Source organism: Azospirillum sp. RU38E (assembly GCF_900188385.1).
In the GTDB taxonomy this organism is placed as follows: Bacteria; Pseudomonadota; Alphaproteobacteria; order Azospirillales; family Azospirillaceae; genus Niveispirillum.
This window is the reverse complement of sequence record NZ_FZOI01000024.1, coordinates 48,847-63,662: the sequence shown is the minus strand read 5'-3', so window position 1 is coordinate 63,662 and position 14,816 is coordinate 48,847. Positions and strand designations below refer to the sequence as shown.

The following is a 14,816-nucleotide window of genomic DNA, read 5'->3' as shown; positions in this document are numbered from 1 at the left end:
ACGCCGTCCTCGACTGGTCACTCTGGAGGCGAAGACATCAGGCAAACGCCGCTCTCGTCCACTATCGATTACAACAAACGCAACTGTAGTACTAGGATCATGGCCCTCCACTTTTCCAGGGCAAGTCCAGAACTTTTAGGCGGTGTCGAACAGGCGATTGCGCAATTGTCTAAGAACGGTCGCCTTGTTCTCGTTACCAAGGGCGATCTTTTCCTTCATGAAGCAAAGCTTGCCGGTTCCGGGCTTGGCGACTGGTTTTCAGGCGTCGAGATCGTGAGCGAGAAAACAGCCGCCACTTACAGCCGCATTTTCAAGCGCTATGGCGTCGAACCCGATCAAGCTGTCATGGCCGGCAATTCCGTGCGCTCGGATGTCCTACCCGCGCTTTCGCGATCTCGGCTCACTGACAGATCTCTCCGGCTGGATATCGCAGATATACTGATTATGCTTTGGCTTTGCTCGACTGCCCGCCCGACATATCTAGATATGACAAACACATAACCGTCAGTTGCTCGCGAATTGCAGCCTGCTGCGGAGCAGGTAGATTGCGTTCGAAGACATTCCGAACGGTTCCGAAGATGACGGACAGGAGCGTCACATTCACCAGATCCAGGTTGATGTAATGCGCCATCGGGGCGCTCTGAAACATTGCAATGGTCGCGGCGTCCATACGCTTGGCGAAAGCCTCGATCAGCGCCTCGTTATCCAGTTCGACCGCTGAGCTGTAGAGCGCACGGGTAACGTCGCTCCGCTCAGTTTTTGCGTCCCAATAGGTGGTGATGAGCGCTCCGACCATCTCGGCGGTTGATTTGCCATGTTGTGCGCGACAGGCATTTTCCACGCGCTCCGCCAACCTGTCGAGGTAGCGTTCATTCAGGGCGTAGAGCAGTGCCTGCTTGTGCGGAAAATACTGGTACATCGTGCCGACTGACACACCCGCCCGCTCCGCGACGCGCGTGGTGGTCAGCCGCTGTGTTCCCTCGCGGATCAAAACCTGAATGGTCGCCTCAAAAATCGCGTCAACCGTCGCGCTTGACCGCGCCTGACGCGGCCTTTTCCGGGCTTTCAGATGAGTGGGTGGCGTCGCGTCCATATGCGAATCCAAAATGCGAATGATCCTTCATATATTGACTGGCGTGTTTCGCCAACACCTGAAGGACGTATGATGACTGAGATAAAGAAGATCGCACTGGTGACGGGTGCCAATAAAGGCATAGGATTTGAGATCGCCAGACAGTTGGCGGAAGCGGGCGTAACCGTCCTGATGGGCGCCCGTGACCTGCGGCGCGGGGAGAATGCCGCTATCACGCTGACGCAAGCGGGATTGCCCGTGGAAACGATCGAAATCGATCTTAATCGCGACAGCACGATCACCGCCGCCGCCGCCGCCATCTCGTCGAGACACGGCCGTCTCGACATTCTCGTCAACAATGCCGGCATCGTCGACGCCGAAGATGGTCCGCCCACCGCTGCAACGATTGGTGCCGCGCGACGGCTGATGGAGACGAACTTTCTCGGTACATTGGCCGTTACGCAAGCCATGCTGCCATTGCTGCGCCGGTCGACGGCCGGTCGCATCGTCAACCTTTCCACGACCTTGGGTTCGCTGGCTGTCAACGGTGACCCGACCTCACCCTATTACGAGGCGCGCCTTATTGGATACAACGCCTCCAAGGCGGCACTGAACATGTTGACGGTTCAACTGGCGGCGGAATTAAAGGACACGTCCATTGTCGTCAACGCAGTCGCGCCTGGTTATGTGCAGACAGATCTGACCGGTGGCAATGGCTTCATGATGCCCACCGAGGGTGCCCGTCTTCCGGTACAATATGCCCTGCTCGGCCCTGATGCCGTGTCCGGTCGGTTTGTAGCGCCGGAGGGTGCTGTTTCCTGGTGATTTGTGTTGCACATGTGGGTCGCACCATGTTGGCCCACACAGTTGCACGCGCGACCATGAAACAAGATGGCGAGCCGTGCATTACCGGCAGTAGTGCGAACAGGCAGACGCTGGGTCCTTCTGGCCCCGATCAATTGCCCCAGAAAGACGAGGTCACAATGGAGACAGTTGATTTCACGAATGGCGAATTCCCGGACCACTGTGCTGCCCCCGGCGTCAACCAATGGCATCTCGATGCAGGCAACCCTTTGTCAGACGAGCTCCTACTAAAGAAGACGTCCGCTCGTGGCTTGGAGCAGTTCATCGCCGGGCGGACGTTGTTGAGTGGTGACGGTCTGGCATGGAGCGATCTGTTCGTGCAGGTCTATACCCGGCATAACAAACAAGAGCCCTTTCTTGTGCCGGCTGTGGCCGAACCGCTTGTTGTTTGGGTCTTGTCCGGCGAAGCCGTTGTCGAAGAGCGAGACCTCGACGGTGAATGGGCTGCCACGCAGGTGAAGGCCGGCGACTTCTTTCTGACACGGACGGACACCCCATATGAGATGCGATGGTGCGCAAAGGGCCCCGATCCGTTCCAGGTGATGCATCTTTATCTCTCGGTCCCGCTTTTCGAGCGTGTCGCCCGCGATATTTTTGGTTGCGGTGCGCCTCCGCGGTTACGCGACATATCCGGCGGCGAGGACAAACAGCTTTCCCACTTTCTGGCCCTGATCCATCAAGAACTTACCGCCGAAGGTAAGGGGAGCCAACTGTTCCTAGAAGGGCTTGCCCAAAGCCTGGCAGTTCACCTCATCCGCAACTATGCCGCCAGCGTGCGCGGAGATGACCGAGCCAGCGCACTCCCCGGCTATAAGTTGCGTCGTGCGCTTGCGCATCTCAAGGAACATCTGGCTGAGCCGTTCAATCTGGCTGAACTGGCGGCCACGGCGGGGATGAGCGAGTTCCACTTCAGCCGATTGTTCAAAAAGGCGACAGGGGTATCTCCCTCCCGCCATTTTATTCGTCAGCGCATTGCTCATGCACAGCGACTTTTGCAGGAAACAGACCTGAGCATCATAAGGGTTGCTGTCATGGTCGGTTACTCAAGTCCGAGCCATTTTTCACAGGTCTTCAAACGGGAAACCGGATTTTTGCCGAGCGGCTATCGTAAATTGTGACCCACTCCCAAGTGTCGTAGGGACGGCGCCAATCCATGCAGCGCGATCAATGGACGTCGGCGACTGCCGAGATTACTTGCTCCCATACGGTCACATTCTGTTCGAGCGAGGCTGGATCGACACGTGACAGCACATCATTAGGGGTGTGATGTACGTCAAAGAGCCCTGTCGCATCCTGATGCAGCCGCAAGAGCGGTGCCCCGGCTGCGGCCAGCACGCCGATCTCGGCGACGCCTGGACCCGGATTTCCGACATCAACGGGAATACCGAGCGGATGCAGGTTTTGGCGAACCCTGTCGACCAAATCATCAGACATTGTCGGTGGCAGTGTAACGCGTGTCACCCGACCGCCGCCCCAATCGCTTTCGGCGGCGACTAAGGCCCGCTTTACTTGGGCTTGATGGCGTTCGGTGAAGGCGCGGGCACCGACAAAATCGCGCAGGGCACCGGGTTGGCTTACCTCTTCCGCGCCGAACCAGACAAGGTGGATCGTGTGGCGTGGCGTCTTACCTGATCGCAAGATGCGCGTTGCTGCGGTCGTGACAGCAGCAATTCCAAAACCATCATCGATAGCGCCGGTCCCCTGTTCCCAGCTATCGATATGCGCACCAATGATGATTGGCGCGGCGTTGGGATCGCTCCCCGGGATTGTGCCCACTACATTCTGCGAAGTGCCAACGCCCGCCCAGGCTGCCATTGATTCCAGGCGCATATTAACCGGGCCGAGCGCTGCTGCGCGCTTGATTTGATCCGCTGCGGCTGGCGAAAGCGCAAAGGCGGGGAACGGGCTGGGCAGAGTCACACTGGCCCCGCTGTTCGCAACGTTATCCTCGTGTGTTCCCAATGATCGGATGACGAAGCCGACCGCACCCTTTGCCAAGGCCTCGCCAGGACCGCGCGTGCGCGCCGGAGCCAATGCTATATAACCATTGCCGTCGGTCGCACGTCGCACGGGTTCCAGAATGGCGACGATGCGCCCATGAACATCAGCCGGGTCGCTTTTCAGGAAGGTGTCGTAGCTCTCAAACAGGACCACCGGCGCCTCCACCGGCGGCCCTGCCACCAACCCGCCCAGAGGGGTCGCGACAAGCCGCTGCGCAACGTTGCCAAGCAGTTCGACCCTGGTCTCGCCAGGGCTCCAGCGCAGCAGAGGAAAGTGCTCAATCGTGACGGACTGAAATCCGAGCGCCTTCATTTTTTCGCTTCCCCATTTCGCTGCCGCGGCCTCGGCAGCCGATCCGGCGGGACGCGGACCGAACGCTGTGGTGAGGTCACGAACCAGGTCGTAGGCGACATGATCAGAAGCGATGCCTGGAGAGGATGCGAATTCAGCCTCCTGTCCAAAGACCACCGTCGGGATCGCTGTCAGCAATAAAATTGCCAACAGGCGCGAGCATTGTCGGTGCATGTTGTTCTCCCTCCGGCAAGAAACGTGCTTCATGGCGCGGGAATAGGATCGACAAAGCCGATGAGCACGGATTGGCAATATCCATCGGGTGATGGTACCGCGGGCGATGGATCCAGAACTCAGTTCCGTTCAACGGTACCGGCCGCAGCAAAAAGCTGTTCACGCAGCCAGCTGTGTCCCGGATCCTCCTGATGCCGCAGATGCCAATAGGCGCTGATCGCGATGGGCTTCAGCGGAACCGGCGGTGCGAAGAGATCCAGGGCGGCATCAAAGCGCCGGAGCATACGGGTGGGCAATGTGCACAGCAGATCGCTTCCCGCAATGATGGTCGGCGCTACTGCGTAGCTCTGAACTGACATTGCAACAAAGCGCGTTCGCCCGATCTCGTCTAAGGCTCTATCGATAACACCGGTGAAGGGATCGCCTGCGGACGAGACGAGAAGATGCGCGTGGCTACAAAATTCCTCCAGATCTATCGGTCCCGTTCCCCGGGGATGTCCTTTACGCTGTGCCGTCGCAAAATCATCATCGAACAGCGACCGCCCAATCCAGCTATTCTCCGCGTCAGTCGTTCCCCCCACAAAGATATCGATGTCACCACTCTCCAGTAGCGCAGAGATTTGCCTGCGGTCCGGTACCGCCAATCTGAGCCGTAGACCGGGGGCGGCGGCACGCACGCGCTGTGCAAGGCCCGGACCGAGCATGATTGCCGGATTCTCCTGTAACGCCAGTGTGAACACTCGGCTGCTGCTCTTTGGATCGAAGGTCACCGGCTCCATGATCGCAGCGATTTGCTGCATGACATTCGAAACCAACGGAATCAAGGCTTCTGCGCGCGGCGTTGGGACGACGCCGCGTCCATTAGGAGCTGGAACAAACAGACGATCACCGAGCAAGCCCCGCAGGCGGGTCAAACGGGCTGAGAGCGCCGGCTGGCTTATCCCCAATCGTGTCGCCGCCCGCGTGACATTGCGATCCTGCAGCAGTGCCTCTAGCGCCGACAACAGATCAAGGTCCATGCCCTCTATTGGATTCATCCTCACCTCGTTCGCGATCCGGTCGATGATTGGCGGGATACTATATAGATGCGGCGTAGTGCAGCGCATGTGTGAACAAAATCGCGAACGAAGTGCGACCGGTATTCCATCTTAATTCGGCGATGGCTGCTGTTAGTCACCATCACGATTGGTGTAGGTTACCGGCACCCAATCATAGCCGCCTTTACCATCAGCCCGGATATGGCCGATACCAGGGAACGGCAGGTGCGGGGCGGCGATCAGATCGCCATGTGCGGCGAACTTGGTAAATGCCCGCTTTCGCACTTCCGCCGCGCGCTTCTCATCCTGGTCATAAGCGATGGTCACGTCAGGATCGGGAAATTGCACTGCTGCGACGTGAATGGTATCGCCGATGAAGACGATCTGCTCCCCCTTGCTGGTGAGCGTGTAGAAGGCGGCACCCGGCGTATGTCCCGGATGGATGGTTGCGCTGATACCCGGCAGGATCTGCTCTGTTCCAGAGAACATCTTGACCTTACCCGCATCCAGATAGGGTTTCAGCGTATTCTGTGCGATGTCGAAATGAACCTTGTCATAGCCAGTGCGTGCCTGGTTTGCGCGGTCAAAAAAGAAGTCGACATCAGGCTTGCCGACATAAACGGTGGCGTTCGTGAACACCGGCTGTCCACCTCTCACCAGCCCCCCTGCGTGGTCCGAATGGGCATGGGTGATGAGGATGTCGGTCACCTGTTCGGGCTGAAAGCCCATGGCCGACATGCTGCCGACGAGCTTGCCGCCATTGCCGGGACCGAACAGCTCACCGGAGCCGGTGTCGACGAGAATGAGATGCCCCGGCATTTCCAGCAGAAAGGCGTTGATCGATGCTTCCACGGGATTGGCCTGGAAGTTGCGCGTCAGGAGCGTATCGATGTTCTGCCGCGTCGTATGGCGCAGTAGCTTGTAAAGGTCTTGCGGGACACTGCCGTCAGTCAATGACGTGACCCTGACTTCACCGACACGGATGCTGTAGCCGCCGAGTTGCTGCGAAACAACGTGCTGCGGACCAGGGGCTTTGGCTTGCGCCGAAATGCTGACGGGGGAGGCTACCGCAAAAAGCATGGCGGCTGTAACGCGGGGGAGGAAAGCGTATTTCATCGACAGTCCTTTGATTGGAAGGCCGACATTATGACGTGCCCCAGGCAATCAATGGAGGGCACTCCCATAGATACCATCCATTCATGCCGTGGATTGCTTGTCGGTGTGACCGGGCGGCTAAATTCAGATATAAAAATTCTCTTACCGATTTTCTCGTGTCACGATGCCAGAACAAGGAATATTTCAGCGATAATTTTGTAGTTTTATCAGTTTAGCGTGAGATACTCAGCAGAAGAATGGCATTTTAAATTCTGTCAATTGGCTCGGCGGCTTTGATTTTGAGATCAAGGTTATCGCCAGAATTCCCGGCAAAGCCTGAGTTTGTTCGGAACGGCGGGTTGTCGCCGGCAGTGAGCGAGGAAGGCCGCCTTCTTCGCAAGCGGCCGATCATTTTCTGCCCCGTGCCCGCAATTTCGCGCAAGATCCCAACAGGTGGAGCAAAGGCCCGAGAGAATCCACGCTTACCGATCCCCAATTGCCCCTTGTCACGACCAAGCCGCCTTGCGGGCGGCGCTCAAGACAAGGAGAAAAGAAGATGGGCAATCTCATCGGAAAAATCGCTCTGGTTACCGGCGCATCCAGCGGCATTGGTGCCGCCACGGCTATGAAGCTTGCCGAAGCCGGTGCCAAGGTGGGCATTGCTGCCCGTCGTACCGGTAAGCTCAGTGATCTCAAGCAGCAGATCGAAACCCGCGGCGGCGACGCCCTCGTCCTGGAGATGGACGTGACAGACCAGACGTCTGTCGAGGCTGGTGTCAAAAAACTCGTCGACGCCCATGGCGCGATCAATATCCTGGTCAACAATGCCGGCGTGATGCCGCTTTCCGATATCGACCAGTTCAAGGTCGATGAATGGCACCGGATGGTGGACGTGAACGTCAAGGGACTCCTCAACACCACGGCCGCCGTCCTTCCGCAGATGATCGAGCAGCGTTCCGGGCATGTCTTCAACATTTCGTCGATCGCCGGTCGCAAGGTCTTCAAGGGCCTCTCGATTTATTGCGCCACCAAGCATGCGGTTGCGGCATTTTCCGACGGCCTGCGTATGGAGGTGGGACCGAAGCACAATATTCGCGTGACCTGCATCCAACCCGGCGCAGTTGCAACCGAACTTTATTCCCACATTACCGACCCGGGCTACTATCAGCAGATGGAGGATCTGTCCCGTCAAATGACGTTCCTCCAAGGTGAGGATATTGGCGACATGATCGTTTTCGCTGCCCAGGCCCCGGCGCATGTCGATATGGCCGAACTCTTTGTGCTGCCCGTGGAACAGGGCTGGTAACACCAAGCTGCGATCACCGCCGCGCGCCCCGTTTCGCATGTCGAAACGGGGCGCAATCAGCTGGCAATCGCGACCCAGCCACGGAATGAGAACGCGGCATAAAACAGCTTTGGTTCGATAAAACCGGCTTCCAGCAAAAGCGCCTCCTCTTCAGCCGGGGTGAGGAGGGGCAAGCGTTCAGCCATCGCTTTTGCTGAGTTCGCAGACTTTTGCGTGTTGGAGACGGTCTGATCGGCAAAGGTCGCAGAGCGCGCCAGCCAGGCCTCCGAATTGCCATCAGGAGAGGTATGATGCGCGATGACAAGTGCCCGGCCCGGCTTCATGCGGCCGCGGATTTCCCGCAAGGTGTGCAAGCGCTCCGATCTGTCCAGGAAATGCAGGGTGAGCAGACATACAGCACCGTCGAACGGGCCCCTCGGCACCTGGTCCACGGTGCCCAGCAAGAGCGTCGTTCGATCAGTATAGGACGCCACCGTTTCCCGAGCGATATCCAGCATCGCCGATGATGGATCGACACCGGTGAAGCACCAACCTGGTACCGCCTCGGCCATCGCTTTCAGTTCCAAACCGCCGCCTGCGCCAACGACAAGGATATGGGCGGCGGCTGGCGCGCGCTCTGCAAGTAGAATTGCCGTCATCCGATGGAGATCGGCAAGTCCAGGCACCTTTCTCGGTGTATCGTGAGTATAGGTCGCTACTGCGGCCGGATTCATAAATGGCGAGAGGTTGGCTGCCATTTCACTGCCTCCAATATTCTAACACCACGTTCCGATGGGTAGAGCTCGTTGCAACTTGGTACGGCGGCGACCGCCGTCGCGCTGCCCAAGCCGCCGGACATTGGGACACTTTTTCATGTAACTATAAAAGGTACATAACGGACAAGACCTCACGTATCAACATATATTGCGTAATTTTTTAGTCCCTGGTGATGATTTAACTGATTGAGCCAGACGGCCTATGAACAGCACGATATACAGATCCTGCAGCAGCTTCTTGTCCGACTGGTCGGATTGATCCGGTCAGATTTATCCGGTTTGGTGTTGGGCACCCTTTGTCTCCTTTGTCCCCGTCGGTCGGCCAGGATCACGGTCGGCAGCTGCCGGGGAAGGGCGCCAGGGCTGCAGCAGCCAGAATGCCATGCCCAGCAGGCTGGCATCGGTGAGCAGAACCGGGGGCCAGGCGGCCCCTGTCCAGGGCAACAGCCAATGCCGCCCGGCAATCAGCAGCATATAGGCTGCCGCCAGACCCCAGGACAAGGCGGGATGGCGCAACCAACCCGCCCACCTTGTGAGATTGAGCGCGACAAGGATCAGGATGGCACAGGCCATCAGCAGCCAGGGTGTGCAGCCGGCAACCAGATTGCCGGCCAGCAGCAGCAGGGGCAGAACCCCATAAAGCTGGTTGTTGGCCCGATAAAGGCGACGGGACACGCTGTCCGCCCCGTCACCGGCTTGGCGCAGCCACAGTAATTTCATGCCGCTGTCGATCGACCACAGACATAACAGGCTGAGCAGGATATAGGCTACCAGCACCGCGGTACTGTCGAAGCGGGCATAGTGGATGGGACGCAGCGCGCTTTCCAGCGCCCCCCAGATGCCACCGGAGGGGGCCGTCTGAATCAGCCGGACGGAACCGGCAGTCAGATCGCAAAGGGCGCGCACACTGCCCCCGCCTTCGCCCCACCATTGCAGGCTGCGCAGGCGCAGAAGCCTGATCTCCACCCGGTCGCCGCTCCGGTTGATTGCGGCAAAGCGTGTGTCCGGTGCGGCGGCCAAGGCGTCGCTGACGCAGCGATCCAACCTTGTCAGTTCCAGTGACCGGGTGAAGGTCGGCCTCTCCGGTACCTCCACGGCCACGCCCAAAGCCTGCGCGACCGGCGGTATGGCGATCTTTAACCCGAGAATGGCCCCTGTCAGGGCCATCAGCAGCAGGAACGGCGTCAACCAGAGCCCAACACGCTTGTGGCTTTCGCTGAGATCCAGCAACGGTGAACTGCGTCGCCAGCGCCAGGCATCGCGGATCTGCTTGCCATGGATGAACAGGCCGGTGCCCACCAGAATGGTGATCAGCGCCCCCGCCAGTCCCATGGCCAGCCGTCCCCAGGGTTTGGGTAGTAGCAGGTCCGTATGGATGCGACGGAACAACCCATCGGCTGCCAGGTTGTTCCACGGTTCCCGCAGCCCGGTTGCCGGATTGACCATCAGGACCTGTGGCGCCCCGCCGGGGGGAACGGGGCCGGCATAGACATGGAAAGGCCGGAGCGGCGTCGGGGCCAATAAATTCCAGCTCTCCCCCAAACTGCCGCCTTGCAGGATGAAGTCCAGCACCGCGGACGGTGAAGCTGCGGGGTTGTCGAATGCCGCCGCGACATCCGCCCGCAACCAGGGGCGTGCCAGATCAGCATAGACCGACAGGATGCCGGTCCAGATCGACCAGGAAATCAGCAACAGGAATACCAGGCTGATGGCCCCATGCATGGCCAGCAGCCGCTTGGCGATTTCCTTGCGGGTCATCGATCCTTTTCCTTCGCTATTTGCCACAAGGCGGCGAACAGCAGCACGATCCAGCCCAGATTGCCGGTGATCAGCACGGCAAAGCCCAGCGCGTCCCCCCGCAGCCCCGCCGTCCGCCCCAGCAGGGCGGCAAGTGCGATACAAACGGGCAGGCCCAGCACCAGGGCCAGTAAGGTGACGATCAGCGTGCGCATCAGCGCCGGTTCCCGCGATAAAGCCAACTGAGCAGCGTGCCACCGATGCCCAGCAGGAAGAGCGCCATGATGATACCGGGACCGGGGCCCAGCCGGGCAATGGCAACACCACCGGCCGCCAGTTCGAACAGGGCCAGCAGGCCCCAGGCCCGCGCCTGATCACGCACCGTCATGGTTCAGAACTCCGCCGCCAGACCGGCGAAGACGGTGCGTGGTGCCCCCACCGCGATACGGTAAGTGCCACCGGACGCCGTGTAATAGCGCTCATCCCACAGATTCTTGACCCCGCCCGTAAGGCGAACCTGTCGACCCGTGCCCAGCGGCAGATAATACCAAGCCGTTGCGTCGGCCACGATATAGTCACCGATTGAGAAACTGTGCTGGATATCGCCATAGCGCTTGGAGACATAGACGGCCCCCAGCCCCAGGCCCAGACCGCGCAGGGGGCTGTCCTCGTCCTTGATTTCATAGCTGACATAGGCGTTGGCGTTCCAGCGCGGCACATTGGTCGGCAGCTTGCCGTCGGTGGCGGTATCGCGGCTGACCACCTCCGCATCGGCATGCCCGACCCCGGCGCGGACATTCAATCCCCGCATGGGCGAGCCGATGACCGCCATTTCGACCCCGCGCGACGTTTGCCCACCCGACAGGAAGGGAACCCCGTTGGAAACCTCCACCAGATTGCTCTGCTTGATGTCGAAATAGGCGGCGGTCAGCAGCAGCCGGTTGCCGAACAGGGCTTTCTTGGCGCCAGCCTCATACATCCGGCCTTCCTGAGCGGGGAAAACCTGGGTGCTGTTCTCATAGAAATTCTGCGGCTGGAACGTGTCGGAATAATTGGCATAGAGCGTCCAGCTTTCCTCCGGCTTATAGGCCAGCGCGCCGGACTTGGTGAATTTGTAGCTGGTGGGATAGGAGAATGCCGTACGGCCCCCGCTGCCGACGATCACCTGATTGGCAAAGTTCCCCTTATAGGCTTCCCGCCGGGCGCCAAGGGTCAGGGTCAAGGGCTCGGCCAGTTGGATATCAGCCTGGACATAAGGCCCCCAATCCTCCTGCTTCACCGACCGCTGCGTCCGCTGCACCGGACTGGCCCCATCATTCACCAGTTTTTCCGATTGCGGATTGAAGGCGGTGCCGAAACTCTGGTTGGCGCCGACATAATTGATCCAGCTTTCCGTCTGCCGACGATATTCCACACCGGCCACCAGCTTGTAGGGTAGACCCAACTCCCCCTGACCGCGCATCTGCAGGCGACCGAACCGGGTTTCCAGGTCGCGGTCGTCATTGCCCTCTACCCGTCGCACCAGCGTGCCATTGCTGGCGATGGAGCGGACCTCGGTATGCACTTCGTCCGTCTTTTCCGTGTTGGACAACAGTTTCGCTTCCATCTGCCAATCCGGGGTCACCGGTATGGCCAGATCGGCTGATGCCAGATCGTAGCTTGAATCGCGTCGGGCAAAGGGAGCGTCAAGACGCTGCGAGCGGGGGAGGGAAGGCACCTCGCGCAGGCTGCCGCTGACAGGCAGGGTGATAGAGCCGCGATCCATCGGTCGATCGTCATCGCCATGCTCATAGGTTAGATTGGCGGTGGCGCCGCTGTCGCCGAACCAACTGAGGCTGCCATTGGCAAAGCTGCGCTTGGTCTTGCTGTCATTGCGGAATGTGTGGCCATTTTCGTAACTTCCGGTCAGCCGATAGGCGAAGCGGTCCCCGGCAAAGCCGCCGGTGATATCGGCATAGGCTTGGCGCTCCCCCTGATTGCCGGTATTCAGTTCAATCCGGCGGTATTCCTGCAACTGCGGCTTCTTGGTGATGATGTTGACCAACCCGCCCGGCGTCATCTGGCCGATGTCGGACGTGGGGCCTTTCAGGATTTCCACGCTGGCGACGGTGCTGGGATCGACGATGCTGTTAGTCTTCAGCCGCACGCCATCACGGTAGACATCATCGCGGCGGCGGAAACCACGGATAATGTAATCCTCCCGCGTGCCGCCATAGCCGTCATTGTTCACCACATTGACAGAATAGCGGTAGATCTCGCTCAACTCCCTTATATGCTGGTCGCGCAGCACCTGCTCCGGGATGGCATCGACCGAGCGGGGGGTGTCCAGGATGTCCTTTTCAATGCGGCTGCCGGCTTGTGGCGTGCGGCTGACATAGCGCGATTCCGGCGTGCCGATGACGACGATTTCCGTATCGGTTTCCGGGATCGAGCTGGCGATATTCCCACGGGTGGCAATGATGAAGCCACCGGTTCCATCTATTTTGGCTTGCCGGTCACTGCCGGCCAGCAACCGGTCCAGTGCGTCTGCCACGCTGTACCGACCGCGCAGCCCCTCGGTGCGGAGATTGCGCACCAGGGCGGGATCGACCGTTACCATCACGCCAGCCTGCCGCCCCAGGCGGGCGATGGCCGCCCCCAGGGAACTGGCGGGAATATTGAATTCCGTCATCGGCGCGGCGGCCACCCCTTCTGCCCCGGCAACGGGTGACACGGTACCGGCCAAGGCGATCATGGCAACGGCCCCGTGCAGGGTGGCTTTACGAAAACTGAACATCGGCATCGTCCTTGAAACTAACCCTCTCAGCAAGGGGGACGGACGAACCAGAAAAACGGCTCAGTTTTTTTGTGCAGCATTCCCTGGTCGAACAGCGACATGGCCATCGGTATCGCGGTCGACATGCAGACGGGCCGTGCGGGCCAGCCCCTGCAGCGCCTGATCCGTGTCGGTCAATGGGAAGCTGCCCGTCACCCGCAGGCCCCGCAGGGCAGACGGATCGAAACCGATGGGTTGATCCCGATAACGGTTCAACTCGATCAGTACATCCGCCACCTCCTGGTCATCTACCTCCAGCCATCCCTGTGTCCAGAGGGTGGCGCGGGCCGTATCCACGCGCTTTGGGGCCGTTACCATCCGGGCAGACAGATGCACGCTTTCCCCGGGACCGATATCGCGGCATGGCAGCACATGGGCCGGCGGTGCGGACGCACAGACCCGGACATGGGATTCCACCACTGTGACCAGCGTGCCACCCGCCTCCCGCCGCACAGTAAAGGACGTACCCAGGGCGGTTGCGGTGCCTTCCGGGGTTTCGACGATGAAGGGCCGGTCGCGGGCGGGGGCAACCTCTGCCAGGATTTGTCCCTGCCGCAATTGAACCAGGCGCTGCTTCTGCCCCAGTTCCACATCTATCGCACCATCCGTATCCAGCGTCAGGCGACTGCCGTCGGCCAGATCGACCACGCGCTGTTCGCCGGGGGCGGTGCGGTAATCGGCAAACAGGCTGTGTAGCGGCAGCACCTGCCATGCCGCCCAGATGCCGGCAACCAGCAGGGGAAGGGCGGCGGCACCAGCCAAGAGGGGCCGGCGTTGCCGCCGATGCAACAGCCGGTGCAATGCCGCCTTTTCAAATGGTGCTGCCGCCATCCGGTCGTTGAAACCCAGCATCCGGTCCAGAAGGGCCTGATGCTGCGGATCCGCCGCACACCAGGCCCGACAGGCGGCCATCTCGCTTTCCGTAACATCGCCGGCATCAATCATGGCAGCCCACTGGGCCGCCTGATGGATCAGGTCTGCCGATGGGGCGCCCGCCCCCGGCATGTTACGCCCCCTCCATGATCGACAGGCAACTTGCATAGGACAGGGCAATATGTCGCTTGACCGTGGCCAGTGATATGCCCAGCGCTGTCGCCACCTCCTGCTGGCTCAATCCCTCCACCCGGCGGAGCAGAAAGGCCGTGCGGGCCTGTTCCGGCAGGGTATCCAGCAGGCGGGCCACCATATCCAGGAACTGTGCTGCTTCTGCGATACGCTCCGGCGTCAGCAGATCGGCCTCTCCGTTCTGCAGGGCACAGATATCGGCAATGGCCCGCTCGATCTCCCGCCGGCGGATATCGTCGATCAGCAGACGGCGGGCCACCGTGACCAGATAGCCGCGCGGGCTGGCCAGTGGCGGCAGGCGGGGCTGTTCCAGCAGCCGGCAGAAAGTATCCTGTGTCAGATCGGCGGCCCGGCTGGCACAGCGTGTGCGCAGCCGCAGCCAGTCCTGCAGCCAATGGGCATGGGTGGTATAGAGTTTGCCGATCACCGCCGCCGCCGCGCCCTCCACCACCCCTCATCCCCATATCTACCGGAATCTACTGCCCTTCTGCTTAATGGAAATAGAAATTATTCGCAATATCGATGCGGTAGAGCTGACGGCTTT

At 60.1% G+C, this 14,816-nt stretch carries 15 protein-coding genes; 4 read left to right on the top strand and 11 right to left on the bottom strand.

The genetic code is table 11. From position 1 onward, the window contains the following. A partial coding sequence (locus CHB97_RS26215; RefSeq protein ID WP_371333136.1) for an HAD family hydrolase occupies positions 1–501 on the top strand: 501 nt, incomplete at its 5' end. Here CHB97_RS26215 and CHB97_RS23500 read toward each other — a convergent pair. Further along, positions 443–1,093, bottom strand: coding sequence for a TetR/AcrR family transcriptional regulator (locus tag CHB97_RS23500; RefSeq protein WP_089290412.1), 651 nt, complete (start codon positions 1,091–1,093; stop codon positions 443–445). The genes CHB97_RS26215 and CHB97_RS23500 overlap by 59 nt on opposite strands. Positions 1,094–1,162: 69 nt before the next feature. Here CHB97_RS23500 and CHB97_RS23495 point away from each other — a divergent pair, with 69 nt between their 5' ends. After that, positions 1,163–1,897, top strand: a complete 735-nt coding sequence (locus CHB97_RS23495) for an SDR family oxidoreductase (protein ID WP_200820097.1) — start codon at positions 1,163–1,165, stop codon at positions 1,895–1,897. A gap of 26 nt (positions 1,898–1,923) precedes the next feature. Continuing rightward, on the top strand, positions 1,924–3,054 hold the full coding sequence (locus CHB97_RS23490; protein WP_244559680.1) for a helix-turn-helix domain-containing protein: 1,131 nt from the start codon (positions 1,924–1,926) through the stop codon (positions 3,052–3,054). 46 nt (positions 3,055–3,100) lie between these two features. On the opposite strand, the gene CHB97_RS23485 is transcribed toward CHB97_RS23490, so the two are convergent. The 3 genes from CHB97_RS23485 to CHB97_RS23475 all read right to left on the bottom strand — a co-directional run bounded on the left by CHB97_RS23485 (position 3,101) and on the right by CHB97_RS23475 (position 6,615). Continuing rightward, positions 3,101–4,462, bottom strand: a complete 1,362-nt coding sequence (locus tag CHB97_RS23485; RefSeq protein ID WP_160106206.1) for a M20/M25/M40 family metallo-hydrolase — start codon at positions 4,460–4,462, stop codon at positions 3,101–3,103. A gap of 119 nt (positions 4,463–4,581) precedes the next feature. Then, positions 4,582–5,481 carry a LysR family transcriptional regulator gene (locus CHB97_RS23480; protein ID WP_200820096.1) on the bottom strand — a complete coding sequence of 300 codons (900 nt, stop codon included), beginning with the start codon at positions 5,479–5,481 and terminating at the stop codon, positions 4,582–4,584. Positions 5,482–5,631: 150 nt separating this feature from the next. Beyond that, the gene (locus CHB97_RS23475; RefSeq protein WP_089290410.1) at positions 5,632–6,615 is read right to left on the bottom strand and encodes an MBL fold metallo-hydrolase; all 984 of its coding nucleotides are present in this window, start codon (positions 6,613–6,615) and stop codon (positions 5,632–5,634) included. Between the two features lie 535 nt (positions 6,616–7,150). On the opposite strand from CHB97_RS23475, the gene CHB97_RS23470 reads away from it, so the two are divergent. Then, on the top strand, positions 7,151–7,900 hold the full coding sequence (locus CHB97_RS23470) for an SDR family oxidoreductase (RefSeq protein ID WP_089290409.1): 750 nt from the start codon (positions 7,151–7,153) through the stop codon (positions 7,898–7,900). A 56-nt stretch (positions 7,901–7,956) separates the two neighbouring features. Here the strand turns inward: CHB97_RS23470 and CHB97_RS23465 are convergent, their stop codons facing one another. From CHB97_RS23465 to CHB97_RS23440, 7 genes are all read right to left on the bottom strand, one after another. Next, positions 7,957–8,637, bottom strand: coding sequence for a class I SAM-dependent methyltransferase (locus CHB97_RS23465; protein WP_089290408.1), 681 nt, complete (start codon positions 8,635–8,637; stop codon positions 7,957–7,959). Between the two features lie 288 nt (positions 8,638–8,925). Next, positions 8,926–10,413: a PepSY domain-containing protein gene (locus CHB97_RS23460; RefSeq protein WP_089290407.1), complete on the bottom strand. Its 1,488-nt coding sequence runs from the start codon at positions 10,411–10,413 to the stop codon at positions 8,926–8,928. Continuing rightward, positions 10,410–10,607 (bottom strand): hypothetical protein, encoded by a 198-nt coding sequence (locus tag CHB97_RS23455; RefSeq protein ID WP_089290406.1) that lies wholly within the window; start codon positions 10,605–10,607, stop codon positions 10,410–10,412. The genes CHB97_RS23460 and CHB97_RS23455 overlap by 4 nt, the downstream gene beginning before the upstream one ends. Beyond that, the gene (locus tag CHB97_RS26555) at positions 10,607–10,780 is read right to left on the bottom strand and encodes a hypothetical protein (RefSeq protein WP_160106204.1); all 174 of its coding nucleotides are present in this window, start codon (positions 10,778–10,780) and stop codon (positions 10,607–10,609) included. The genes CHB97_RS23455 and CHB97_RS26555 overlap by 1 nt, the downstream gene beginning before the upstream one ends. Positions 10,781–10,783: 3 nt before the next feature. Next, positions 10,784–13,168: a TonB-dependent receptor gene (locus tag CHB97_RS23450; RefSeq protein WP_160106202.1), complete on the bottom strand. Its 2,385-nt coding sequence runs from the start codon at positions 13,166–13,168 to the stop codon at positions 10,784–10,786. Between the two features lie 60 nt (positions 13,169–13,228). After that, positions 13,229–14,212 carry a FecR family protein gene (locus CHB97_RS23445; protein ID WP_160106200.1) on the bottom strand — a complete coding sequence of 328 codons (984 nt, stop codon included), beginning with the start codon at positions 14,210–14,212 and terminating at the stop codon, positions 13,229–13,231. A 1-nt stretch (position 14,213) separates the two neighbouring features. Beyond that, positions 14,214–14,723: a sigma-70 family RNA polymerase sigma factor gene (locus tag CHB97_RS23440; RefSeq protein WP_200820095.1), complete on the bottom strand. Its 510-nt coding sequence runs from the start codon at positions 14,721–14,723 to the stop codon at positions 14,214–14,216. Between the last annotated feature and the right edge of the window lie 93 nt (positions 14,724–14,816).